This window comes from Simplicispira lacusdiani, assembly GCF_003604195.1.
In the GTDB taxonomy this organism is placed as follows: Bacteria; Pseudomonadota; Gammaproteobacteria; order Burkholderiales; family Burkholderiaceae_C; genus Simplicispira; species Simplicispira lacusdiani.
Window position 1 is genome coordinate 277,332 of the sequence record NZ_QXGR01000006.1, and the last position, 25,000, is coordinate 302,331.

Annotated in this window: 17 protein-coding genes and 1 pseudogene; 12 read left to right on the forward strand and 6 right to left on the reverse strand. The window is 69.7% G+C overall.

The window, feature by feature from the left end; all coding sequences use genetic code 11:
• Positions 1 to 141: 141 nt before the first annotated feature.
• Positions 142 to 3,669 carry a chromosome segregation protein SMC gene (gene smc / locus D8S75_RS10825; protein WP_119966340.1) on the reverse strand — a complete coding sequence of 1,176 codons (3,528 nt, stop codon included), beginning with the start codon at positions 3,667 to 3,669 and terminating at the stop codon, positions 142 to 144.
• Between the two features lie 242 nt (positions 3,670 to 3,911).
• On the opposite strand from smc, the gene D8S75_RS10830 reads away from it, so the two are divergent.
• Both D8S75_RS10830 and D8S75_RS10835 read left to right on the forward strand, forming a co-directional pair.
• Complete coding sequence (locus tag D8S75_RS10830; RefSeq protein ID WP_232829015.1) at positions 3,912 to 5,621, forward strand: DUF1800 domain-containing protein; 1,710 nt, start codon at positions 3,912 to 3,914, stop codon at positions 5,619 to 5,621.
• 8 nt (positions 5,622 to 5,629) lie between these two features.
• On the forward strand, positions 5,630 to 7,027 hold the full coding sequence (locus D8S75_RS10835) for a DUF1501 domain-containing protein (protein ID WP_119966341.1): 1,398 nt from the start codon (positions 5,630 to 5,632) through the stop codon (positions 7,025 to 7,027).
• Positions 7,028 to 7,082: 55 nt separating this feature from the next.
• On the opposite strand, the gene D8S75_RS10840 is transcribed toward D8S75_RS10835, so the two are convergent.
• Positions 7,083 to 8,549: a short-chain fatty acyl-CoA regulator family protein gene (locus D8S75_RS10840; RefSeq protein ID WP_119966342.1), complete on the reverse strand. Its 1,467-nt coding sequence runs from the start codon at positions 8,547 to 8,549 to the stop codon at positions 7,083 to 7,085.
• A 161-nt stretch (positions 8,550 to 8,710) separates the two neighbouring features.
• Here D8S75_RS10840 and prpC point away from each other — a divergent pair, with 161 nt between their 5' ends.
• The 4 genes from prpC to D8S75_RS10860 all read left to right on the forward strand — a co-directional run bounded on the left by prpC (position 8,711) and on the right by D8S75_RS10860 (position 14,652).
• Positions 8,711 to 9,865 (forward strand): bifunctional 2-methylcitrate synthase/citrate synthase, encoded by a 1,155-nt coding sequence (gene prpC / locus D8S75_RS10845; RefSeq protein ID WP_119966343.1) that lies wholly within the window; start codon positions 8,711 to 8,713, stop codon positions 9,863 to 9,865.
• A 21-nt stretch (positions 9,866 to 9,886) separates the two neighbouring features.
• A complete protein-coding gene (gene acnD, locus D8S75_RS10850; protein ID WP_119966344.1) occupies positions 9,887 to 12,535 on the forward strand; it encodes a Fe/S-dependent 2-methylisocitrate dehydratase AcnD in 2,649 nt (882 codons plus the stop codon).
• An 8-nt stretch (positions 12,536 to 12,543) separates the two neighbouring features.
• Positions 12,544 to 13,722: a 2-methylaconitate cis-trans isomerase PrpF gene (gene prpF / locus D8S75_RS10855; RefSeq protein ID WP_119966345.1), complete on the forward strand. Its 1,179-nt coding sequence runs from the start codon at positions 12,544 to 12,546 to the stop codon at positions 13,720 to 13,722.
• Positions 13,723 to 13,788: 66 nt separating this feature from the next.
• Positions 13,789 to 14,652 (forward strand): isocitrate lyase/PEP mutase family protein, encoded by an 864-nt coding sequence (locus tag D8S75_RS10860; protein ID WP_119966346.1) that lies wholly within the window; start codon positions 13,789 to 13,791, stop codon positions 14,650 to 14,652.
• A gap of 68 nt (positions 14,653 to 14,720) precedes the next feature.
• Here D8S75_RS10860 and D8S75_RS10865 read toward each other — a convergent pair.
• Positions 14,721 to 14,855: pseudogene (locus D8S75_RS10865) on the reverse strand (IS110 family transposase); the annotation flags it as partial.
• 134 nt (positions 14,856 to 14,989) lie between these two features.
• On the opposite strand from D8S75_RS10865, the gene D8S75_RS17465 reads away from it, so the two are divergent.
• Both D8S75_RS17465 and D8S75_RS10870 read left to right on the forward strand, forming a co-directional pair.
• Positions 14,990 to 15,547 carry a hypothetical protein gene (locus tag D8S75_RS17465; protein WP_157982635.1) on the forward strand — a complete coding sequence of 186 codons (558 nt, stop codon included), beginning with the start codon at positions 14,990 to 14,992 and terminating at the stop codon, positions 15,545 to 15,547.
• Between the two features lie 50 nt (positions 15,548 to 15,597).
• Positions 15,598 to 15,879 carry a helix-turn-helix domain-containing protein gene (locus tag D8S75_RS10870; protein ID WP_119966347.1) on the forward strand — a complete coding sequence of 94 codons (282 nt, stop codon included), beginning with the start codon at positions 15,598 to 15,600 and terminating at the stop codon, positions 15,877 to 15,879.
• Positions 15,880 to 15,883: 4 nt separating this feature from the next.
• Here the strand turns inward: D8S75_RS10870 and D8S75_RS10875 are convergent, their stop codons facing one another.
• Positions 15,884 to 16,261, reverse strand: a complete 378-nt coding sequence (locus tag D8S75_RS10875; RefSeq protein WP_119966348.1) for a type II toxin-antitoxin system VapC family toxin — start codon at positions 16,259 to 16,261, stop codon at positions 15,884 to 15,886.
• Entirely contained in the window at positions 16,261 to 16,464 is a 204-nt protein-coding gene (locus D8S75_RS10880; RefSeq protein WP_119966415.1) for a type II toxin-antitoxin system VapB family antitoxin, read from the reverse strand. Before D8S75_RS10880 ends, D8S75_RS10875 begins: the two co-directional genes overlap by 1 nt.
• Positions 16,465 to 16,748: 284 nt before the next feature.
• Here D8S75_RS10880 and D8S75_RS10885 point away from each other — a divergent pair, with 284 nt between their 5' ends.
• From D8S75_RS10885 to D8S75_RS10900, 4 genes are read left to right on the forward strand one after another with little or no spacing between them, the layout of a single operon-like run.
• Positions 16,749 to 17,255, forward strand: a complete 507-nt coding sequence (locus D8S75_RS10885; protein WP_119966349.1) for a MarR family winged helix-turn-helix transcriptional regulator — start codon at positions 16,749 to 16,751, stop codon at positions 17,253 to 17,255.
• Positions 17,256 to 17,281: 26 nt separating this feature from the next.
• Positions 17,282 to 18,742 (forward strand): efflux transporter outer membrane subunit, encoded by a 1,461-nt coding sequence (locus D8S75_RS10890; protein ID WP_119966350.1) that lies wholly within the window; start codon positions 17,282 to 17,284, stop codon positions 18,740 to 18,742.
• Positions 18,743 to 18,788: 46 nt separating this feature from the next.
• The gene (locus D8S75_RS10895) at positions 18,789 to 20,030 is read left to right on the forward strand and encodes an HlyD family secretion protein (protein ID WP_119966351.1); all 1,242 of its coding nucleotides are present in this window, start codon (positions 18,789 to 18,791) and stop codon (positions 20,028 to 20,030) included.
• 2 nt (positions 20,031 to 20,032) lie between these two features.
• Entirely contained in the window at positions 20,033 to 21,646 is a 1,614-nt protein-coding gene (locus D8S75_RS10900) for a DHA2 family efflux MFS transporter permease subunit (protein ID WP_119966352.1), read from the forward strand.
• A 162-nt stretch (positions 21,647 to 21,808) separates the two neighbouring features.
• On the opposite strand, the gene D8S75_RS10910 is transcribed toward D8S75_RS10900, so the two are convergent.
• Positions 21,809 to 24,949, reverse strand: a complete 3,141-nt coding sequence (locus D8S75_RS10910; protein ID WP_232829016.1) for a bifunctional diguanylate cyclase/phosphodiesterase — start codon at positions 24,947 to 24,949, stop codon at positions 21,809 to 21,811.
• Positions 24,950 to 25,000 lie beyond the last annotated feature (51 nt).

Consider the following 25,000-nt stretch of genomic DNA (forward strand, 5'->3'; position numbering starts at 1 on the left):
GACGCATGAAACTGGCGCGCCCCAGGCCAGGGCCGCCGCGCAAGGGCCGCCCCGCCGCGCTGGCGGCGTCCCCCTGCCCGCGTCGCGCAGCGAGGCGAGAGCGGGGGGAAGGCGCGAAGCGACTCAGGGGGGTGTCCCATCTCATGCATCGGCCATGGAGAGGGCAGACTCCATGTCCACCGCCACGATGCGCGAGACGCCCTGCTCCTGCATGGTCACGCCGATCAGTTGCTCGGCCATTTCCATGGCGATCTTGTTGTGGCTGATGAACAGGAACTGGGTGCCCTGCTTGCTCATGCTGGTGACCAGCTTGGCATAGCGCTCGGTGTTGGCGTCGTCCAGCGGCGCGTCCACTTCGTCCAGCAGGCAGAATGGCGCAGGGTTGAGCTGGAAGATGGCGAACACCAGCGCGATGGCGGTGAGCGCCTTCTCGCCGCCCGAAAGCAGGTGGATGGTCTGGTTCTTCTTGCCCGGCGGCTGGGCCATGACCTGCACGCCGGAGTCGAGGATTTCGTCGCCGGTGATGATGAGCCGCGCCTGGCCACCGCCAAACAGCTCGGGGAACATGCGCCCGAAGTGCTGGTTGACGGCGTCGAAGGTGCCCGAGAGCAGGTCGCGCGTTTCGGCGTCGATCTTGCGGATGGCGTCTTCCAGCGTGGTCATGGCCTCGGTGAGGTCGGCGGTTTGCGCATCGAGGAAGGTCTTGCGCTCGCGCGCGATGCCCAGTTCCTCCAGCGCGGCGAGGTTCACCGCGCCCAGGGCCTGGATCTCGCGGTGCAGGCGGTCGATCTCGCCCTGCAGGCCCGACAGGCGCACGCCGCCGTCGGCCACGGACTGGGCCACGGCCTCCAGGTCGGCCTGGGCGTCCTGCAAGAGCGTGGTGTATTGCTCCAGGCCCAGGCGCGCGGCCTGTTCCTTGAGCTGCAGCTCGGTGATGCGCTGGCGCAGCGGGTCCATGGCGCGTTCGAGCTGCATGCGCCGCTCGTCGCTGCCACGCAGGCGCGCGGTGAGGTCGTCGTACTGGCTGCGCTGCGCGGCGAGTTCCTTCTCGCGCTCCATCTTCAGCGCCAGCACGTCCTGCAGGCCGCCCTGGGCTGCGGCGTCGGACAGGCGCTCCAGCTCGCCCTGGGCGCGCTGGCGTTCGTCCTGCAGGGCCTGGGCCTGCTGGTCGGCCGTGGCCAGGGTGCGCGAGAGTTCGGCGCGACGCGCCTCCAGGCTGCGCTGCGAGAACGTGGCCTCCTGCGCCTGGCGTTCCAGGCTGCGCTGCTGCTCGCGGCTTTCGGCCAGCTTGCGCTCGGCCTCGATCACGCGGTCGCCGAGCTGGGCGTGGCGCTCCTGGCTGTCGGCCAGTTGCATGTCGAGTTCCTCGAAACGCGCCTCGGCGGTCACGCGGCGCTCCTGCAGGTCGGCCAGCTGGGCCTCGACCTCGGCGAGGTCGGCGCCGATCTGGGCGCTGCGTGCGCGCGTCTGCTCCACCAACTGCGCCAGACGCAGGTGCTCCACCTGCAGCTCGTGCGCGCGACCCTGGGCCTCGCTGGCTTCGCGGCGCACGCCGGTCAGGCGCTGGGCGGCGTCGGCGTACTGGGATTCAGCGCGCACCAGCGCCGAGCGCGACTCTTCGGCGATGAGGGCCTGGGCGCGCAGCTCCTTGTCGAGGTGCTCGATCTCCTGCGCGCGGGCCAGCAGGCCCGATTGCTCGGAATCCTGCGCGTAAAAGCCCACGCTGTGCGCGGTGACGGCGTGGCCGCCGGGGCAGTAGATGGCCTCGCCGGCCTGGAGCTGGTCGCGCTTGGCCAGGGCCTCGTCGAGCGAGGGCGCGGTGTAGCAGCCGGTCAGCCAGTCACTCAGCACGGCGCTCAGGCCGGTGTCGTTGATGCGCAGCAGGTCGGCCAGGCGCGGCAGCTTGGCACCCGCCACGGGCAGGGCGGCGGCGGGCGGGGTGAAGAAGGCCAGCTTGGCCGGCGGCGCATCGCCCCCGGCGCTGCCCAGGAAGCCGCGCACCATGTCCAGGCGCCCCACTTCGAGCGCGCCCATGCGCTCGCGCAGCGCGGCTTCCAGCGCGTTTTCCCAACCGGTTTCGATGTGGATGCGGCTCCACAGGCCGGCCAGGCCGTCGAGGCCGTGCTTGGCGAGCCAGGGGCGCAGCTTGCCGTCGGTCTTGACCTTTTCCTGCAGGGCCTTGAGGGCCTCCATGCGCGCCGACAGGTCGGCCTGGCGCGCGCTCTCGTCATTCACGGCCTGCTGGCGCGCGCGCCGCTCGTCGTCGAGGCGGGGCACAGCCTCCTGCAGTTCTTCCAGGCGGGCGGCGGCGAGTTCCTGCGCCTCCTGGGCCTCGTCGAGCTGGCCGCGCAGGTTGGCCAGGCGCGCCTCGTCGGGCGCGGCCAGGGCGTTGCGGTCGGCGCGCAGGCGCTCAAAGCGGGCCTCTGCCTGGCGGCTTTGTTCGTCGATGCTGCGCTGCTCGGCGGCTAGCACCTGGATCTGCTGCTGCACCTGGGCCACGGCGCCGCGCTGGGCGTCGGCCTGGGCCTGGCTCTGGCGCAGGGCTTCTTCGAGGTCGGGCAGGCGCATGGCCTGCTCTTCCACCTGGGCGGCGAGCAGTTCGGCCTTTTCCTCGGCGTCCACGCCCGCGCCGGCCAGGCCTTCCAGCTCGGCCTCGGCATCCTCGCGGCGGGCCTGCCACTGGGCGATCTGCTCGGCCAGGGTGACGAGGCGCTGCTCCACGCGCTGGCGCCCCTCGATCACGTAGCGGATCTCTGCCTCCAGCCGCCCCACCTCGGCCGTGGCCTCGTAGAGCCGGCCCTGGGCCTGGTTCACCTGATCGCCCGCGGCGTAGTGGGCCTGGCGCACGGTCTCCAGCTCGGATTCGACATGGCGCAGGTCGGCCATGCGGGCTTCAAGGTCGTTCACGGCCTGCAGGCCTTCCATGCGCACCTTGGTCTGGTCGGCCTCGGCGTCGGCACGCTTCAAAAACCACTGCTGGTGCTGCTTGAGCGTCACGTCCTGCTGCAGCAGGTTGTAGCGCGCGGCCACCTCGGCCTGTTTTTCGAGCTTTTCGAGGTTGGCGTTGAGTTCGCGCAGGATGTCTTCCACGCGCGTGAGGTTCTCGCGCGTGTCGTGCAGGCGGTTTTCGGTCTCGCGCCGGCGTTCCTTGTATTTGGACACGCCCGCCGCTTCCTCCAGGAACAGGCGCAGTTCCTCGGGGCGCGACTCGATGATGCGGCTGATGGTGCCCTGGCCGATGATGGCGTAGGCGCGCGGCCCCAGGCCCGTGCCCAGGAACACGTCCTGCACGTCGCGCCGGCGCACCGGCTGGTTGTTGATGTAGTAGCTGCTGTTGCCGTCACGCGTCAGCACGCGCTTGACGGCGATCTCGGTGAACTGGTTCCACTGGCCGCCCGCGCGGTGGTCCTGGTTGTCAAACACCAGCTCCACGCTGGAGCGGCTGGCGGGCTTGCGCGAAGTGGTGCCGTTGAAGATCACGTCCTGCATGGACTCGCCACGCAGCTCGCTCGCCTTGCTCTCGCCCAGCACCCAGCGCACCGCATCCATGATGTTGGACTTGCCGCAGCCATTGGGCCCCACCACGCCCACCAGTTGCCCTGGCAGCATGAAGTTGGTCGGCTCGGCGAACGACTTGAAGCCGGAGAGTTTGATGGAGTTGAGACGCACGGATCACCCTGATACACCAGCGCCGCTGGCGGGGGCCAGGGCCGGTCGAAACGCCACCAGGCCGCCCCTGCATGGATGCGGCCCGCCGACAAGGCGCCGATGTTACCCGAGCCCCGCCTCCCGCATCACGACCCGTGGCGCCTGTAAGAGTTCGCAACAAACCGCAAGACACGGTATCGGCCCCCGAATAAACCATGCGCCTGTGTCAGACTTTGCCGACCTTTTTTGCCGGAACCCACACCGTGACCACCCTTGCACTGGCAGACAACCCCGCGCGAACCCTCGATCCTTCCCCCCCGGCCGAGCCCCAGGACGGTTGGCAGACGCCGGCCCTGGCGCTGGCCGGCACGCTGGCCCTGGCGGCCTGCGGCGGAGGCGGCGGGGCGGACACCACCGACCCGCAATCCGGCCTGCCCGCCACGCGCAGCCCCGAGGACACCGCGCGCTTCATGGGCCAGGCCACGTTGGGCGCCACGCGCGCCGACATCCAGGCGCTGTCGCAGCGCAGCCTGGACGACTGGCTGGCCGAGCAGTTCGCCAAGCCCGCCACCTCCAGCCATGTCGACTGGTTGATGGCCCAGGGCTACGGCGCCGAGGAATTTCGCTTCAGCCAGCGCGGACTGGACAACACCGTCTGGCGCGCCTTCATCGGCGGCGAGGACGCCCTGCGCCAGCGCGTGGTGTTCGCGCTGTCGGAGATCTGCGTGGTGTCGGTGCTGGGCGTGGACAGCGCCTGGCGCCAGTTCGCCCTGGCGTACTACCTTGACATCCTGCAGGCGCACGCCTTCGGCAACTACCGCCAGTTGCTCGAAGCCGTGACGCTGACCCCGGCCATGGGCTACTACCTCACCTTCCGGGGCAACGCCAAGGCCAACCCCAAGACCGGCAGCCAGCCCGACGAGAACTATGCGCGCGAGCTGATGCAGCTTTTCACCATCGGCCTGGTGCAGCTCCAGCCCGACGGCACGCCCGTGCTGCGCAACGGCCAGCCGGTGGAAACCTACCGCGCCGAGGACGTGAGCGGCCTGGCGCGTGTATTCACCGGCTGGGACCTCGAAACCGCCGGCATGACCAAGCCCTACCCGCCCGAGCAGATGTGCCGCCCCATGGTGCAGGTGGCCGGGCGTTACGAAACCGGGCCCAAGCAGTTCCTGGGCACCACCATCCCCGACGGCACCGACGCACGCACCGCGCTGCGCATGGCGCTCGATGCGCTGTTCGCCCACCCCAACGTACCGCCCTTCGTGGGGCGTCAGCTCATCCAGCGGCTCGTGACCAGCAACCCCAGCCCCGCCTACGTGGGCCGCGTGGCCGCCGTGTTCGCCAACAACGGCCAGGGCGTGCGCGGCGACCTGCGCGCCGTGGTGCGCGCCATCCTGCTCGACCCCGAAGCGCACGACCCGGCCCGCCTGCAAAACCCCGCCTGGGGCAAGCTGCGCGAGCCGGTGCAGCGCTTCGTGCACTGGGCGCGCGCCTACAGGGCCACCTCGGCGGGCGGCATCTGGGACATTGGCGACCTTTCGGACCCCGGCTCGCGCCTGGGCCAGAGCCCGCTGCGCTCGCTTTCGGTGTTCAACTTCTTCCGCCCCGGCTACGTGCCGCCCCAGACTGCGCTGGCGACCCAGGGCCTGGTGGGGCCCGAGTTCCAGCTCACCAACGAATCCACCGTGGCGGGCTATGTGAACTTCATGCAGCGCGCCGTGGCCGCCAAGAATGTGGGCGACCTGCGGCCCGACTACGGCAGCCTGCACCCGCTGGCATCCAACGCCCCGGCCCTGGTGGCCGAGGTGGCCCTGGTGCTGGCGGCCGGGCAGATGCCGGCCGCCACCCAGGCCGTGATCGCCACCGCCGTGCAGTCCATGCCCGCCAAGACCGACACCGATCTTCAGAACCGCATCCAGGCCACGCTGCTGCTGGTGCTGGCGTCGCCCGAATACATCGTCCAGAAATGAGGCCGGCCATGCACGCCCCCGACAACATCGCTCCCAACAACGCCTCGCGCCGCGCCTTCCTGCGCCGCTCCGGCGCCCTCTCGCTGGCCGCCAGCGCCGCGCCCTGGGCGCTGGCGCTCTCGTCCATCGGCGACGCCGCCGCGCAGAGCGCCACCGACTACAAGGCCCTGGTCTGCGTCTTCCTGCAGGGCGGCAACGACAGCTGGAACACCGTGGTGCCCTACGACACCACGCACCATGCGCTCTACCAGGGCCTGCGCAGCAACATCGCCTTCACGCGCGAGGCGCTGGCGGCGGGCGCGCTCGAACCTTTGGGCGGCAGCCCCGACGGGCGCCAGTTCGCCCTCGCGCCCACGCTGGCCACCGGCCTGCGGCCCCTGTTCCAGCAGGGCCGGCTGGCCGTGGTGCACAACGTGGGCACGCTGGTACAGCCCACCACCAAAGTACAGTACCAGGCGCGCTCGGTGCCGCTGCCGCCCAAGCTGTTCTCGCACAACGACCAGCAGTCGTACTGGCAAGCATCGTCGGCCGAGGGCGCCACCAGCGGCTGGGGTGGGCGCATGGGCGACCTGTTCGCCTCGGGCAACGGCACCTCCACCTTCACCTGCATCAACGTGGCGGGCAACGCGGTGTTCCTCGCGGGCGACGTGGCCATCCCCTACCAGGTGACGACCAGCGGCGCGGTGCCGGTCAACGGCATCAAGAGCCCGCTGTTCGGCTCGGCCGCCGCCTCGCAGGCGCTGCGCCAGCTCATGACGGCGCCCTCCAGCCACTGGCTCGCCCAGGCGCACGCGCAGGTGGCGCAGCGCAGCATCCAGGCGGGCGAACAGGTCACCAGCGCGCTGGCGGCCACGCCGCTGCCCGCGCCCTTCCCCACCGGCAACCGGCTGGCCGACCAGCTCGGGCTGGTGTCGCGCATGATCGCGGCGCGCCAGCAGCTCGGCGTGCGGCGCCAGGTGTTCTTCGTGGCCATCGGCGGCTTCGACACGCACGACCGGCAGCTCGCCACGCACCCCGGGCTGCTCGCCAGCGTGGGCGACGCCCTCGCCGCCTTCCACCGCGCCACCGAGGTGCTGGGCGTGGCGCAGCAGGTCACCAGCTTCACCGCCACCGACTTCGGCCGCACTCTGGTGAGCAACAACGACGGCTCCGACCACGGCTGGGGCTCGGCCCAGCTCGTGCTGGGCGGCGCGGTGCAGGGCGGGCGCCTCTACGGCGCGGCCCCGGTGCCCGCCAACAACGGCCCGGACGACGTGGGCCAGGGCCGCCTGCTGCCCGCCGTGGCCGTGGAGCAGTACGCCGCCACCATGGCGCGCTGGTTCGGCGTGCCCGCCAGCGATTTGCCGCTGGTGCTGCCGCGCCTGGGCAATTTCGGCTCCGCTGATCTTGGGTTCATGACGGCCTGACCCCGGATCTATGCATCAAATCAGGCTAAAACGCCCATTCAGAAAGCGCCACCAGCTACTGATTCGATAGCGCCCGCTGCTGCACCGGGTACGGCGCCAGCGTGCTGCGCCGCTCGTCCACCTCCAGCGCGCGGCCCACGGGCGGGAAGGCGCGCTGCGGGCAGCTCGCGCGCTCGCACACCTTGCAGCCCATGCCGATGGGCACGGCGGCGGCCGGGTCCGCCAGGTTCAGCCCCTTGGAATACACCCAGCGCGGCGCGTGCTCGATGTCGCAGCCCAGCGCCACGGCGTGCAGCTTGCCCGGCGCGCCCCAGGCGCCGCCGCCGTGCTGCACGGTGCGCGCCACCCACAGGTAGGTGCGCCCATCGGGCATGCGCGCCAGCTGCGTGGCGATGCGGCCGGGCTGGGCGAAGGCCTCGTACACGTTCCACAACGGGCAGGTGCCGCCGATGCGCGAGAAGTGGAAATGCGTGGCCGACTGGCGCTTGGAGATGTTGCCCGCCCGGTCCACGCGGATAAAGATGAACGGAATGCCGCGCGCCTGCGGCCGCTGCAGCATCGACAGCCGGTGGCACACCGCCTCGAAGCCCACGCCAAAGCGCTGGCCCAGGCGCTCGATGTCGTAGCCCTCCTCCTCGGCCGCCTGCAGGAAGGCCGCATAAGGCATGAGCAGCGCACCGGCGAAGTAGTTGGCCAGGCCGATGCGCGCGAGTTGCCGCGCCTCGCGGCTCGACAGGCGCGCGTCCTGCGCCAGGCGCCGCAGCACGGGCTCCATCTCCAGGAAGGCCAGTTGCGTGGCCATGTGGAAGTTGCGCTGCCCGCCCTCCAGCCGGTCGGACAAATAGAGCACGCTGGACGCCGCGTCGAACAGGCGCAGCGTGCCGCCTTCGAGCACCGGCAAATCGGGCCCCGGCGTGACCACGCGCACGCCGTGCTGCTGCTCCAGCCGCTGCAGCAGCACGCTTTCGGCGCGGCGCGGCTCCATGCCCCACTGCGCGGCGCAGTGCTCGGCGGCGGCATCCAGCTCGGCCATGTGGTTGTGGTGCGCGAAGAAATAGTCGCGCACCTCCTCGTAGGCCATGGGCGGCGGCGCCGCGCCGTCCTGGCCCGCGCGTTCGCCGTCCCAGGGGGCGGCCAGCGCATCGAGCCGCTCCAGCGCCTGCTGGTAGCGCCCATGCAGGCCGATGAGGGTGCGCGCCACGGCGGGCATGCTGGCGGCCAGCTCGCGGATTTCGGCCAGCGACACCGGCGCCTGCCCCGCGCCATCGGGCGGCTGGTCGGCCAGCACGTCGTTCAGGCCGGCGATCAGGCGCGCCTCCTCGTCGTCGGAGAAGCGCTGCACGTCCACGCCCAGCGCGGCGCTGATCTTGAGCAGCACGGGCACCGTCAGCGGGCGCTGGTTCTGCTCGATCTGGTTCAGGTAGCTGGCCGACAGGCCCAGCGTGCGCGCCAGCGCCACCTGCGTGAGCCCGCGTTCCTCGCGCAGGCGGCGCAGCTGCACGCCCATGAAGGTCTTGCGCATGGAAGTCTCCTGGTTATTCGCAACATTCGCAATTTGCACTTTTATTCTTCGCAAACCTTCGCCAATTCAGTGCTTACCTTGGGAGAAGCGTTTGCGTACATTGCGAATCATGCACCGGACCACGCGGCTGCACAAACACTTTTTGCAAGGAGAACAACGCCATGAGCGAAACCGCCACCCCCGTCCCCAAGGCCAAGAAATCCGTCGCCCTCTCGGGCGTGACCGCCGGCAACACGGCGCTGTGCACCGTCGGCAAGACGGGCAACGACCTGCATTACCGGGGCTACGACATCCTGGACATGGCCGAGGTCTGCGAGTTCGAGGAGATCGCCCACCTGCTGGTGCACGGCAAGCTGCCCACGCGCGCCGAACTCCAGGCCTACAAGGCCAAGCTCAAGGCCCTGCGCGGCCTGCCCGCCAGCGTGAAGGACGCGCTGGAGAAGCTCCCCGCCAGCAGCCACCCCATGGACGTGATGCGCACCGGCGTCTCGGCCCTGGGCTGCGTGCTGCCCGAGAAGGACGACCACAACATCCCCGGCGCGCGCGACATCGCCGACCGCCTGCTGGCCAGCCTGGGCTCCATGCTGCTTTACTGGTACCACTGGAGCACGCAGGGCAAGCGCATCGCGGTGGAGACCGACGACGACTCCATCGGCGCGCACTTCCTGCACCTGCTGCACGGCCAGAAGCCCAGCGCCGCCTGGGAGCGCGCCATGCACACCTCGCTGAACCTCTATGCCGAGCACGAGTTCAACGCCAGCACCTTCACCGCCCGGGTGATCGCCGGCACCGGCAGCGATATGTATTCCAGCATCGCCGGCGCCATTGGCGCGCTGCGCGGCCCCAAGCATGGCGGCGCGAACGAGGTGGCTTTCGAGGTGCAAAAGCGCTACGACAACCCCGACGACGCCGAGGCCGACATCCGCCGCCGCGTGGAAGCCAAGGAAGTGGTGATCGGCTTCGGCCACCCCGTCTACACCGTGAGCGACCCGCGCAACGTGGTCATCAAGCGCGTCGCGCGCCAGTTGTCCGAGGAAGCGGGCAGCACCAAGATGTACGACATCGCCGAACGGCTGGAAGCCGTGATGTGGGAAACCAAGAAAATGTTCCCCAACCTCGACTGGTTCAGCGCCGTGAGCTACCACATGATGCGGGTGCCCACGGCCATGTTCACGCCGCTGTTCGTCATCGCGCGCACCAGCGGCTGGGCCGCGCACACCATCGAGCAGCGCATCGACAACAAGATCATCCGCCCCAGCGCCCACTACACCGGCCCCGACGACCTGGCCTTCGTGCCCATCGAGAACCGCACGTAACCCCTTGCAGCGCCCCACGCCATGAACACCCTCTACCGCAAGAACCTGCCCGGCACCGCGCTGGACTATGTGGACGCCCGCGCCGCCGTCGAGCACCTGCGCCCCGGCGCCTGGGCCGAGATGCCCTACACCGCGCGCGTGCACGCCGAGAACATCGTGCGCAAGGCCGACCCGGCCACCATCGTGGACTGCCTGCGCCAGCTCATCGAACGCCGCCGCGAGCGCGACTTTCCCTGGTACCCGGCGCGCGTGGTCTGCCACGACATCCTGGGCCAGACCGCCCTGGTGGACCTGGCCGGCCTGCGCGACGCCATCGCGGCCGAGGGCGGCGACCCGGCCCAGGTGAACCCCGTGGTGCCGGTGCAGCTCATCGTGGACCACTCGCTGGCCGTGGAGTGCGGCGGCTTCGACCCCGATGCCTTCGCCAAGAACCGCGCCATCGAGGACCGCCGCAACGAGGACCGCTTCCACTTCATTGAGTGGACGAAGAAGGCCTTCGCCAACGTGGAGGTGATCCCGGCGGGCAACGGCATCATGCACCAGATCAACCTGGAAAAAATGTCGCCCGTGGTGCAGGTGCAGGATGGCCTGGCCTACCCCGACACCTGCGTGGGCACCGACAGCCACACGCCGCACGTCGACGCGCTGGGCGTCATCGCCATCGGCGTGGGCGGCCTGGAGGCCGAGAACGTGATGCTGGGCCGTGCCTCGTGGATGCGCCTGCCCGAGATCGTGGGCGTGAGGCTCACCGGCCAGCGCCAGGACGGCATCACCGCCACCGACGTGGTGCTGGCGCTCACCGAATTCCTGCGCAAATCCAAGGTGGTGGGCGCCTACCTCGAATTCCATGGCGAGGGCGCGGCCAAACTCACCATTGGCGACCGCGCCACCATCTCGAACATGGCGCCCGAATACGGCGCCACGGCCGCGCTGTTCGCCATCGACGAACAAACGCTGGACTACCTGCGCCTCACCGGCCGCGCCGCCGAACAGGTGCGCCTGGTCGAAACCTACGCCCGCCAGGCGGGCCTGTGGGCCGACAGCCTGCAGGATGCCGTGTACGAGCGCACGCTCGAATTCGACCTGTCCCGCGTGGAGCGCAACCTGGCCGGCCCCTCCAACCCGCACGCCCGCGTGGCCACGCGCGAGCTGGCGGCCAAGGGCATCGCCGGCCCGTGGGCCATGCCCGCGCCCGGCGAAGGCACGATGCCCGACGGCGCCGTGGTCATCGCCGCCATCACGAGCTGCACCAACACCAGCAACCCGCGCAACGTGATCGCCGCCGCCCTGCTGGCGCGCAACGCCCGCCGCCTGGGCCTGACGCGCAAGCCCTGGGTCAAAACCTCGCTCGCCCCCGGCTCCAAGGCCGTGGAGCTGTACCTGCAGGAGGCCGGCCTGCTGGGCGACCTGGAGGCGCTGGGCTTCGGCATCGTGGGCTTTGCCTGCACCACCTGCAACGGCATGAGCGGCGCGCTCGACCCCGCCATCCAGCAGGAGATCATCGACCGCGACCTGTACGCCACCGCCGTGCTCTCGGGCAACCGCAACTTCGACGGGCGCATCCACCCGTATGCCAAGCAGGCGTTCCTGGCCTCGCCGCCGCTGGTGGTGGCCTATGCGCTGGCGGGCACGGTGCGCTTCGACATCGAGAACGACGTGCTCGCCATGGTCGATGGCCGCGCCATCCGCCTGCAAGACCTCTGGCCGAGCGACGCCGACATCGACGCCGTGGTGCGGGCCGCCGTGCAGCCCGCGCAGTACCGCGCCGTGTACGAGCCCATGTTCACCCTGCGGCGCGACGACGGCCAGCGCGTGAGCCCGCAATACGCCTGGCGCGCGCAGTCCACCTACATCCGCCGCCCGCCCTACTGGGACACCGAGGGCGTGGGTGCCCTCGCCGCCCACCCGCGCACGCTCAAGGGCCTGCGCCCGCTGGCGATCCTGCCCGACAACATCACCACCGACCACCTCTCGCCCTCCAACGCCATCCTGGCCGACAGCGCGGCGGGCGAGTATCTGGCGCGCATGGGCGTGCCCGAGGAAGACTTCAATTCCTACGCCACGCACCGGGGCGACCACCTGACCGCCATGCGCGCCACCTTCGCCAACCCGCAGCTGGTGAACGAAATGGCCGTGGTCGACGGCCAGGTGCGCAAGGGCTCGCTGGCCCGTGTGGAGCCCGAGGGCCGCGTGGTGCGCATGTGGGAGGCCATCGAAACCTACCTGCAGCGCAGGCAGCCGCTCATCGTCGTGGCCGGCGCCGACTACGGCCAGGGCTCCAGCCGCGACTGGGCCGCCAAGGGCGTGCGCCTGGCGGGCGTGGAGGTGGTGGTGGCCGAGGGCTTCGAGCGCATCCACCGCACCAACCTCATCGGCATGGGCGTGCTGCCGCTCGAATTCCAGCCCGGCACCACGCGCCACACGCTGCAGCTCGACGGCACCGAGACCTACGACGTGGCGGGCACGCTGCAGCCGCGCGCCGTGCTCACCCTTGTCGTGCGCCGCAAGAACGGCGAGGTGCTGCAGGTGCCCGTGCAATGCCGGCTCGACACCGCCGAGGAAGCCTCGGTGTACGAAGCGGGCGGCGTGCTGCAGCGCTTTGCCCAGGATTTTTTGGCCAAATCGGCCGATAGCGCCCGACCAGCAAGCGCCATCAGCTATCAAAACTGAAGTAAACCATGGCACCGCAAACCAAGATCCCCGCCCTCTACATGCGCGGCGGCACCAGCAAGGGCGTGTTCTTCCACCTGCCCGACCTGCCCGAGGCCGCGCGCCACCCCAGCCCCGCGCGCGACGCGCTGCTGCTGCGCGTGCTGGGCAGCCCCGACCCGTATGGCAAGCAGATCGACGGGCTGGGCAACGCCTCGTCCAGCACCAGCAAGGCCGTCATCCTGGGCCGCAGCACGCGGCCCGGGCACGATGTGGATTACCTCTTCGGCCAGGTCGCCATCGACCGCCCCTTCGTGGACTGGAGCGGCAACTGCGGCAACCTCTCGGCCGCCGTGGGGCCCTGCGCCATCCACCTGGGGCTGGTGGACCCGGCGCGCATCCCGCGCCAGGGCAGCGTGGCGGTGCGCATCTGGCAGGCCAACATTGGCAAGACCATCGTGGCCCATGTGCCCATCGTGGGCGGGCAGGTGCAGGAGGCGGGCGAATTCGCGCTCGACGGCGTGGCCTTCCCCGCCGCCGAGGTGCCGCTGGAGTTCATCGCCCCGGCCGACGAGGGGGACGGTGGCGCCATGTTCCCCACCGGCAACGTGGTGGATGAACTCGACGTGCCCGGCGTCGGCCGCTTCCAGGCCACGCTCATCAACGCCGGCATTCCCACCATCTTCCTCAACGCGGCGGACCTGGGCTATACCGGCACCGAGCTACAGGGCGCCATCAACGGCGACGCGCAGGCCCTGGCGCGCTTCGAGGCCATCCGCGCGCACGGCGCCGTGAAGATGGGCCTGATCCGCGACGTGGCGGAAGCCGCCCAGCGCCAGCACACGCCAAAAATAGCCTTCGTGGCCCCTCCCATCAGCTACACCGCGTCCAGCGGCAAGCACATCGAGGCCGAGGACATCGACCTGCTGGTGCGCGCCCTCTCCATGGGCCAGCTGCACCACGCCATGATGGGCACGGCGGCCGTGGCCATTGGCACCGCCGCCGCCATCCCCGGCACGCTGGTCAACCGCGCGGCCGGCGGCGGCACGCGCAACGCCGTGGTGTTCGGCCACCCCTCGGGCACCCTGCGCGTGGGCGCCGAGGCCGCGCAGGTGGGCGGCCAGTGGCAAGTGACGAAGGCCTTGATGAGCCGCAGCGCCCGCATCCTCATGGAAGGCTGGGTGCGCGTTCCCGCCGACAGTTTTTAAGCCAAATCAGCCTCCAGCGCTTATGCAGCAAGCGCCATAAGCTACCAAACCAATAGCAAACCAGCCATGAACACCAAGCAACAACTCAAGGCCCTGGCCCATGCCCGCCGGGGCGTCATCGTGCCCGGCGCGTTCAACGCCCTCTCCGCCCGCGTGGTGGCCGACCTGGGCTTCGAGGCCCTCTACGTCACCGGCGCGGGCGTGACCAACATGTGGTTCGGCCTGCCTGACCAGGCCTTCATGGGCCTCACCGACATCGCAGACCACACCGCCCGCATCCGCGACGCCGTGGACCTGCCCCTGATCGTGGACGCCGACACCGGCTTTGGCAACGCGCTCAACACCTACCACGCGGTGCGCACCCTGGAGCGCGCGGGTGCCGATTGCATCCAGCTTGAAGACCAGGTCAGCCCCAAACGCTGCGGCCACTTCGCCGGCAAGGACGTGGTGGAAGCCAGCGAAATGATCGGCAAGATCAAGGCCGCCTGCGACGCCCGGCGTGACAAGGACCTGCTCATCATGGCCCGCACCGACGCCGCCGCCGTGCACGGCTTCAACGCCGCCGTGGAGCGCGCCCAAGCCTACGCCGAGGCGGGGGCAGACCTGCTGTTCGTCGAGGCCGTGACCGAGCTGGAGCACGTCCGCGCCCTGCCCCAGCGCCTGGGCACACCCCAGCTCATGAACATGGTCATCGGCGGCAAAACCCCCATCACCAGCGCCCAGGAACTGGGCCAGCTCGGCTATGGCCTGGTGCTGTACGCCAACGCCGCCCTGCAAGGCGCGCTGGCGGGCATGCAGCGCACGCTGACGCAGTTACGGGAAATGCAGCGGATTGATGAAGACCCGGCGCTGGTGACGCCGTTTGCGGAAAGGCAGCGGCTGGTGGGTAAGGGGGTTTGGGATGGGTTGGAGAAGAAGTATGTGGGGTGATTGGGCAGCAGACACACACGCAGTCGGACCGCTTGAAATCAAGGGGTGCTCCTACATAATCCTCACGGCGTGGCCATGAGTTCGAGCAATTTGGGGCGCGCCACGCTTGGGCGTATCAGTGCGCTCTCGCCTGTGGCATCTACGCCGTGAACAGCAAAGACGTTCTTGGCTAGATAGATTCTGATGGAGATAATGGCAGACATGGACTTTCCCTTCCACAAAACGAGTGAATTGATGAGAGATCGCACTCCCATCGTGGCACTTTGATGCCGTACCCCGCAAATGCGCGGATCACTCGGGACGGGGAAGTCCCTTTCATTCGTTAGAAATCGTGCGCATGAATATTCGACTTATCTTAGTTCTGGCCCTAACCCTCTTCACCAAGAGCGCGCTAGCCGACCATGCTCATTCGGATCATCCAGCTAAACCAGAGGTGGAGATCGAGGCCTCACTAATTGCTCATGGCAGTGAAGACTGGAGCGTTCATATAACCCGAACAGGGATTACATATTTTCGCCATTCCTACAAAAAATCCTTTGGAACCCTCAGAGGTGAATTTCTCCTTGATCCCGATATTTTGTTAAAATTACTCACTGAGGCGCAAATACACCAGTTCAATGATCTCCCAAGAAAAATTCAACCCGCGCTGATCCCTATTCATGCACCCATGTACGCAATAGACATTCGGGTGGACGGCAATCGACATAAAGTTCAGGTCTACCATCCCGCTGGTTTTAGCCAATCTTCCGAACTCGATCGTTTCTCTGCAGTTTGGGACGCAATATGGAAAGAATTTCCCCTGAAACCTCCAGGCGTTCTAAATATTGACGGCAGCTTCGACCAGAAACAGCCGATTGCTTCTGACCGAAACGCGCCGCACGTCAAGTGCCCATGAATACGCGGCCTCTGCGCTACCATCCCAGCCGGTACCACTCACCACCCGCCATGACCACCACCCCCCTCACCCTGGCCATGCCCACCCCCACCGGCGACCAACTCAAGGCCGCGCGCGTGGCTGCCGGCCTCAGCCAGGCGCAGGCCGCCGAGCTGATGGGTTACCCGCTGCAGACCGGTAGCCGGGGCGGCGTGCAGTCGCGCACCTGGCAGGCGCTGGAGAGCACGACGGACGAGCGCAATATGCAGGGGCCGGTGTTCGCCATGTTCCTGCTGCTGACAGGGCAGCACCCGGAATACACGCTCACACCCCGGCCCGCGCCGGAACGCTGAAAAGCTAATGCACCGCAGGCCGGTGCGCGACCCCAAAGCGCTCGGCCAGGGTGGCGAGGCGCTTGTCCAGGGTCCAAAGACTGGCACCGGGCGTCATCAACGTGGAGGCAAGGAGCGACAAGTCCACCAGCCCGCAGCCCAGCCCAAAAAGCTGCTCATGCTCCACGAACGCCATCACCTCGCGGATGCTGGCCTGTTGGGCGGGTTGCAGGCGCTGCAGATCCGCCAGGGTTTGCGTTCGGGATGGCGGCGTGCCGCACGCCAATTCGCCCAGAACCATGGGGTGGATCATCACCGCGTCCCGCTCCAGCAGGCCCACCAGCGGCAGGCTGCCCTGGCGGAAGTGATCGACCCACACGGAGGTATCGACCAGCACCCGCATCACTGCGCCCCGGCTTCCTGGCGCCGGGAAACGTCCGCCATGTCGGGCATGGCGGCGCCCAGGGATGCGAGGCGCTTGGCGGCCTGCACGCGCACATAGGTCTTGATGGCCTCACGGATCAGGTCGGCCTTGTCCATGCCGGGCTCGGCCACCTGCAGTGCTTCTTCGTAGAGGGTGTCGTCGATGGTCACGGTGGTTCGCATGGGGCGCTCCAATTCATCAATTTTGATGCCATTTTGCATCAATTAATGCATCTATGCATTGCGCAGCCACCATGTTGCAGCCACAGGCCTTGCGGTGCTGGAAATGTCTCTGGCTCGCCAGTATTCAGGCACAAATCGGCCTTTAGCGCCCACCTAACAAGCGCTACCAGCTATCTTTTACATAGCTGACTTTGCTTCCCCTCCCATCCAATGCCCCTGCGCAAAAGCAGGCCTATTCACTAATTGCAAAGACAATCATTGTCTAGTCAATTAAATTACGGCCCATGCCAGACACACCCCAGCCGACCGCCCCCCCGCAGTTCTACGACACCACCCGCCTCGTGCCCGAGGAAAGCGTGGGCTACCTCATGCGCAAGGTGATGTCGTCCATCCGCACGCAGGCCGATGCGCAGCTCTCCACGCACGACATGACCTACGCACAGTGGCTGCCGCTGTTCAAGCTGTCGCTGTGCACCACCGCGCCCACGGTGGCCGGGCTGGCGCGCGACCTGGAGACCGATCCGGCGGCCATGACGCGCGTGCTCGACCGGCTGGAGGCCAAGGGCCTGGTGGCGCGCGAGCGCTCCACCACCGACCGGCGCGTGGTGCAACTGGCCCTTACGCCCGAGGGGCAGGCCGTGGCGGCGCAGGTGCCGCCCGTGCTGGCCGAGGTGCTGAACGGCCACCTGAGCGACTTCACGCACGAGGAATGGCAGCAACTGCTGCACCTGCTGCGCCGCATGCTGGCCAACGGCGAGGCCCGGCGCCAGCAGCAGGCGCAAAACCCCTGATTCACCCCCCGTTTCACGCACCGCCCATGACGCCCTCCTCCTTTCCTTCCTTCGCCGGCACGCGCCGCCTGCTCCCCCTGGCCGGCGCGCTGGCCACGGCCCTGCTGCTGGTGGCCTGCGCCAGCCCCGGCCCAGCGCACACGCCGCTGGCCGCCTCCACAGCCCATGCCGCCGGCCTGCCCGATGCCGCCTCGCAGCCCGCCGCCGCGCAGTGGTGGAGCGCGCTGGGCGACCGCCAGCTCGATGCCCTGGTAGCCCAGGCGCTGCAGGGCAGCCCCAGCCTGGCCGTGGGCCGCGCGCGGCTGGCCCAGGCCGTGGCGCTGAGCCAGGTGCGCGAGGCCGCCAACGGCCCGCAGGCCACGCTGGGCGCGGACCTGTCCCGCCAGCACTACACGGCGCACGGCCTGGTGCCCGCGCCCGTGGCGGGCAACAGCTATTCCACGGGCAACCTGCAAGCCACGCTGGCCTGGGCGCCCGACTTCTTTGGCCAGCACGCGGCTGAACTTGAAGCCGCCCTGGGCCAGGCGCGCGCGGCCCAGGCCGATGCCGCCGCAGCAGCCAACCTGCTGGCCGCCCAGGTAGCGCGCGGCTATGTGGGGCTGGCGCGCCTGGTGGCCCAGCGCGAGGTGGCCGAGCGCGCGCTGGCGCAGCGCCAGGAGCAACTGGGCCTGACGCGCCAGCGCGTGGGCGCGGGGCTGGACAGCCAGGTGGAGCTGACCCAATCCCAATCCGCCGTGCCCGACGCGCGCACGCAGATCGAGGCGCTGGACGAGCAGATCACACTGGCGCGCCGCCAGCTTGCCGTGCTCAGCGGCCAGGCGCCGGGCGCGCTGGCCGCGCTCACGCCCCGGCTCGCCGCGCTGCAGCCCCCGGCCGTGCCGGGCGAGCTGGGCGCCGACCTGCTGGGCCGCCGCCCCGACGTGGTGGCCGCGCGCTGGCGCATCGAAGCCGCCACCCAGGGCGTGGCCGTGGCGCGCAGCGAGTTCTACCCCAACGTCAACCTCACCGCCTTCGTGGGCCTGAACGCGCTGGGGCTGGACCGGCTGTTCAACGCCGGTTCGCGCCAGCTCGGCGTGGCGCCCGCGCTGCGCCTGCCCCTGTTTGACGGCGGGCGCCTGCGCGCCCAATTGGGCGGGCGGCAGGCCGAGCTGGACGCGGCCATCGCCCAGTACAACGGCGTGGTGCTCGACGCGGCACGCGAGGCCGGCGACGCCCTGGCCTCGCTGCACTCGCTGGAGCGCCAGCAGGCGCAGCAGGCCGAGGCCGCCGCTGGCGCCGAAAAGGCCTACCAGTTCGCGCAAGAGCGTTACCGCGCCGGCCTGGGCACCTACCTCGTGGTGCTGAGCACCGAGAGCCAGGTGCTGGCCCAGCGCCGCCTGGCCGTGGACCTGAGCGCGCGCCAACTCGACACCCGCGTCGCCCTGATGAAGGCCCTGGGCGGCGGCTGGCAGGACGATACCGCCACGCTGCAGACGGCCGCCCGCTGAGCCCTCTGCCATCGCACCCCACACAACGAACACGAAAGACAACACCATGAGCGCACCCCTGACCGCCACCGAAGCCAACACCGCCCGCCGCCGCGGCCTGACCCTGATCGCTGCCGCCGTGGCCCTGGCCGGGCTGGGCTGGGGCGGCTGGCACTGGATGAACGGCCGCCATTTCGAGAGCACCGACAACGCCTATGTGGCGGGCAACGTGGTGCAGATCACGCCCCAGGTGGGCGGCACCGTGGTGGCCATCGGCGCCGACGACACCGACTTCGTGCGCACCGGCCAGGTGCTGGTCAAGCTCGACCCGGCCGACGCCCGCGTGGCGCTGGAGCAGGCCGAGGCGCAACTGGCGCAGACGGTGCGCGAGGTGCGCACGCTCTATGCCAACACCGCCACCCTCAAGGCCCAGGTGAGCCTGCGCCAGGCCGACCTGGCGCGCGTGCAGGCCGACGCCGCCCGCCTGCAGGACGACGTGAACCGCCGCGCCCCGCTGACGGCCAGCGGCGCCGTGGGCAAGGAAGAGTTCCAGCACGCCACGGCGCAACTGGCCGCCGCCAAGAGCAGCGTGGCCGCCGCCCAGTCCGCCGTGCTGGCCGCGCAGGAGCAACTGGCCGCGAGCCAGACGCAGACCGACGGCACCACCGTGGAGCAGCACCCCGGCGTGCAGCGCGCCGCCGCGCGCGTGCGCGAGGCCTACCTGGCGGTGCAGCGCGCCCAGCTCGTGGCGCCGCTCGACGGCCATGTGGCCAAGCGCGGCGTGCAGGTGGGCCAGCGCGTGCAGGCCGGCGCGCCGCTGATGACCATCGTGCCGCTGTCGGACCTGTGGGTGGACGCGAACTTCAAGGAAAGCCAGCTGCAGAACCTGCGCATCGGCCAGAAGGCCGAGCTGGTGGCCGATGTGTACGGCACCCAGGTCACCTACCACGGCACCATCGCCGGCCTGGGCGCGGGCACGGGCGCGGCCTTCGCGCTGCTGCCGGCGCAGAACGCCACGGGCAACTGGATCAAGGTGGTGCAGCGCGTGCCGGTGCGCATCGCGCTCGACCCCAAGGAAGTGGCCGAGCACGCGCTGCGCGTGGGCCTTTCGATGGAGGTGAAGGTGGACATCCGCGACCAGGACGGCAAGGCCCTGGCCGACACCCCGCGCAGCGCCCCGGTGGCCGCCACGCCGGTGTTCGACGCACAGCTGCAGGCCGCCGACGAGGACGTGCAGAAGATCATCGCCGCCAACCTGGGCCGCAAGCTGACCCTGGCCGGCGCCCTGCACGCCCCCGTGGTGCGCTGAGAATGACCACCGCCAACCCCACCGCAGGGCCGGCCCCAGCCTCCCCTCCCGCCAGCGCGCCCCCGCAGGCCGCCGCGCACGCGCCGCTGCGCGGAGCGGCGCTGCTGCTGGGCACGGTGTCGCTGTCGCTGGCCACGTTCATGAACGTGCTGGACTCGTCCATCGCCAATGTCTCCATTCCCGCCATCGCGGGCGACCTGGGCGTGAGCCCGGCCCAGGGCACCTGGGTTATCACCAGCTTTGGCGTGGCCAACGCGATTTCGGTGCCGCTCACGGGCTGGCTCACGCAGCGCTTCGGCGCGGTGCGGCTGTTCACCATGAGCGTGCTGCTGTTCGTGCTGACCTCCTGGCTGTGCGGCTTTGCCTCGTCGCTCGAAGCGCTGGTGTTCTTCCGCGTGCTGCAGGGCCTGGTGGCCGGGCCGATGATTCCGCTGTCGCAAACGCTGCTGCTGGCCAGCTACCCGCGCGCGCTGGCGGGCACCGCGCTGGCCTTGTGGGGCGTGACCACGCTGGTGGCGCCCGTGGTGGGGCCGCTGCTGGGCGGCTGGATCACCGAAAACATCTCCTGGCCCTGGATCTTCTACATCAACGTGCCGGTGGGCCTGCTGGCGGCGCTGCTCACCTGGGGCATCTACCGCGACCGCGAGACGCCCATCCGCAAGCTGCCCATCGACACGGTGGGCCTGTCGCTGCTGGTGCTGTGGGTGGGCGCGCTGCAGCTCATGCTCGACAAGGGCAAGGAGCTGGATTGGTTCGCCTCGAACGAGATCATTCTGCTGGCCGTGGTGGCCGTGGTGGCGTTCGCGGTGTTCCTGGTGTGGGAGCTGACGGACAAGCACCCGGTGGTGGACCTGCGCCTGTTCGCGCGGCGCAACTTTGCGTTTGGCGCACTGGCGCTGTCGGTGGCCTACGCGCTGTTCTTCGGCAACGTGGTGCTGCTGCCGCTGTGGCTGCAGCAGTGGATGGGCTACACGGCCACCTCGGCCGGCATGGCGCTGGCGCCGGTGGGCATTTTTGCCATCCTGCTCACGCCGCTGGTGGGCAAGAAGGTGGGCCAGTGGGACCCGCGCCGCATGGCCACGGGCGCGTTCGTGGTGTTCAGCACGGTGCTGTGGATGCGCTCGCACTTCACGGTGCAGACGGACTTCATCCACATCCTCATCCCCACGCTGCTGCAGGGCGCGGCCATGGCGTTCTTCTTCATTCCGCTGACCACGCTGACGCTGGCGGGCATTGCCCCCGACCGCATTCCGGCTGCGGCGGGCCTGAGCAATTTCGTGCGCATCACGGCCGGAGCCATGGGCACGTCTATTGCCACCACGCTGTGGGACAGCCGCGCCGCCATGCACCACGCCCACCTCACCGAAGGGCTGGTGCAGGGCCAAGGCGTGTTCGCCGTCACACTGAACCAGCTCACGGCCTCGGGGCTGTCGCAGGCGCAGGCGCTGGCGCAGGTCAACCGGCTCATCGACCAGCAGGCCTTCACGCGCGCGGCGAACGACATCTTCCTGGGCTCTGCGGTCTTGTTCCTGCTGCTGATCGGGCTGATCTGGCTCACGCGCCGCCCGGCCCCGGTGGTGGGCGCGGGCGCGGCGGATGCCGGTGGAGCACACTGAGCAAGGACACCACCGTGTGCGGCTTCGCCGCTTCCCCCTTCTCTCGCCTCGCCGCGCGATGCGGGAGGGGGGACGCCACCAGCGCGGCGCGGCGGCCCTTGCGCGGTGGCTACTGGCCTGGGCAGCGCCTACCCATGCGCCGTGCCGATGTGCAATGCGAGATCAGGCGCGCTCGCGAACGAGCTGGACGAAGGCGTCGCCGGGCACCGGCCGGCTCATCAAGTAGCCCTGCCAGGCGTGGCAGTGGTGGCGCTCCAGGAACTGGCGCTGCGCGTCGGTCTCCACGCCCTCGGCGATAACATGCAGGCCCAGCCCCGCGCCGAGCGCCAGGATGGTGCGCACGATGGAGGCGTCGTTGGGGTCCACCAGCACGTCGCGCACGAAGCTCTGGTCGATCTTGAGCTGGTCCAGCGGCAGGCGCTTGAGGTAGGCCAGCGACGAGTAGCCGGTGCCGAAGTCGTCGAGCGAGAAGCCCACACCGTAGGACTGTAGTTCGGTCATGCGCGCCACCGAGATGTCGATGTCCTGGAGCAGCAGGGTTTCCGTCAGCTCCAGCTTGAGGCGCCGCGCCGACGCGCCCGTGGTGGCCAGCGTGCCCAGCACCTGCTGCACGAAACCGTCCTGCAGGAACTGGCGCGGGCTCACGTTCACGGCCAGGGTCAGCTCGGCCAGCACCGGGTCGGTGGCCCATTGCGCCAGCGTGGCGCAGGCCTGCTCCAGCATCCACTGGCCCAGCGGCAGGATCAGGCCGCATTCCTCGGCCACGGGGATGAAGCTCCCGGGCGAGACGTAGCCGTCGCGCGGGTGGCGCCAGCGCACCAGCGCCTCGGCGCCGGTGATGCGGCCGTGGTCGATCTGGGGCTGGAAGAACACCTCGAACTGGCGCTGCTCCAGGCCCACGCGCATGTCCTCCTCCAGCGCGGCGCGGGCCGTGGCCACGGCCTGCATGCGCGGGTCGAAGAACTGCAGGGTGTTGCGCCCTGCAGCCTTGGCCTGGTACATGGCCAGCTCGCTGCGCTTGAAGAGTTCGTCCACCGTGTCCTGCCCGCCGCCGCAGAACACCGTGATGCCGACGCTCATGGTGCTGTGGTGCGCCTCGCCCTCGATCAGGTAGGACTCGCGCAGCGCCGCCAGGATCTTCTGGCCCGCCTCCTCGCCCTGCGCGGCGGCCTCCTCGGGGGTGTCGCCCAGGTCTTCCAGCAGCACCGCGAACTCGTCGCCGCCCGGGCGGGCCACGGTGTCGTCGGCATGCACGCAGGCCACCAGGCGCGCCGCCACCTGCTGCAGCAGGGCGTCGCCCTTCTCGTGGCCGCGCGTGTCGTTCAGGGCCTTGAAGTTGTCCAGGTCCAGCACCAGCAGCGCCCCGCAGCGCCCGTGGCGGGCGCTCGTGGCCAGGGCCTGCTGCATCCGGTCGGTCAGCAGGCGCCGGTTGGGCAGGTGCGTGAGCATGTCGTAGAAGGCCAGGGTGTTGATCTTCTCCTCGGCGGCCTTGCGCTGGGTGAGGTCGATCAGCGTGACCAGCAGGTCCTCGCCCACCAGGGCCCCGGTGATGTCCACGCTGCGGTCCTGCCCGTTCTTGCAGTGGATGGTGTATTCGCCAGGCGGTATCGGCACGCCCTCGGCCTGCGCCTTGTGGCGCGCGGCCTGCCAGCGCTCGCGTGAGCGGCGCCGGTACTCGGGGTCGGGGTAGGCGGCCTCCCACCACTCGGCCGAGGTGGGCACCTCCTCCTCGGTGTAGCCGGTGAGCTGCAGGAAGTATTCGTTGCGGTGCGTCATGCGCCCGTCGGGCCGCACCAGGAACACGCCCACCGGCAGGCGCTGCAGCATGTCGCGCAGCCGCATCTCGCTGCCGCGCACCTCGTCCTGCATGTGCTTGCGCTCGGTGATGTCCTGCAGCACGACGATGTGGTGGTCGTGGCGCGAGCCGTCCATGTGCATGGCGGAAACCGTGCGCTCCAGCCAGACGGTATGGCCGTCCGGGCGCAGGCTGCGCATTTCCAGGGTGAATTCACCCCGGCCGTTCTCGCGGAAACGCTCCATCTGCGCGTCGTCCCCGGCGGCGTCGCGCGCATCGCGCCAGTCGGCCAGGCGGCTGCCGCGCAGGGTTTCGACGGGGCGGCCAAGGCAGTCGCAGAACTTCTGGTTGACGTCCACTAACCGGCCCGAGGCCGTTTCCACCAGCGCCACGCCCACGGCGGCCTGGTTGAACAGGGTGTGGAAGCGGTTCTCGCTCTCGGCGCGCGCGGCGTCGGAGGCGTTCACCCGCTGCAGGGCCTGCGCGCGCTGCAGCGCCAGCAGCGCCACCACGGCGCCCAGCAGCAGCGCCGCCAGGCCCGATACCAGCGCGGACACCAGGTGCAGGCGCCGTTCGGCCGCCGACAGGAAGGACGCGGCCGGCTGGAAGCCCAGGTGCCAGCGCCGGTCGTGCACCTTCAGCAAGCGCACCGAGGCGGCGGCGCCGTCGCCGTCGCTGAATGCATCGCTGCGGAACAGCGGGCGCGGCTTTTCGTCGGCGGCGCCCGGGCGCGTGGTGCCCAGGTCGGTCAGCGACACCGCCAGTCCGTCCATGCGCCCCTCGTGGGCGATGGCCTGCACGATGTCTTGGATGCGCGCCGTGGCGGCCACGGCCCCGATGAAGCGGCGCTGGCCCTCCCCCGAGCCCTGCACGAACACCGGTACGCGGATGACGAAGCCGAGCCGGTGCTCTTTTTCCTGCAACAGCTCGAACGGCGCCGAGGCCACCACCTTGCCGCTGTCGCGGCTGTAGTGCATGGCGGCCAGGTTGGCGGGCTGGGAGCTGATGTCCAGCCCCATGACGCGCTCGTTGCCCTCGCGGGGCCAGAGGTAGTCGGCCACGAAATACTCGGGCCGCTCGCCCGGCGGGTGGATGGCAAAGCCGGGGTGGCCCTGCGGGTGGAACGAGGTGTCGGCGCGCACGCTGGCCTCGAAGCGCTCGCGCTCGGCCGCCGTCACGAGACGGGTGAAGGACAGGTTCTTGAGCCCGGGGTAGCGCGAGGGCACGTCCAGCTCGCGCACGGCCTCGTCGAACGCGGCGCGGCCCGTGGCCGGGTTGGTGACGAACAGGCCGCGCAGGCCATAGACGATCTCGGTGTAGGCGGCGATGCGCTGGCCCAGCGCGTCGGCGAATTCGCTCGCCTTCTGCTCGAAGCGCGCCTGCTCGGTGGCCGCCAGCGAGGCACGCTGTATCTGGTAGAGCCAGGCACTGGCGAGCAAACCCGCCAACGCTACCGCCAGACCTGCGAACCAGGGCCACAACAGGAGCTTGCGCGCGGACTCAGACACGTTCAGACAGACTCGGCGGGACAGGGGTGCGCCACGCACCCGTGGAAAAAG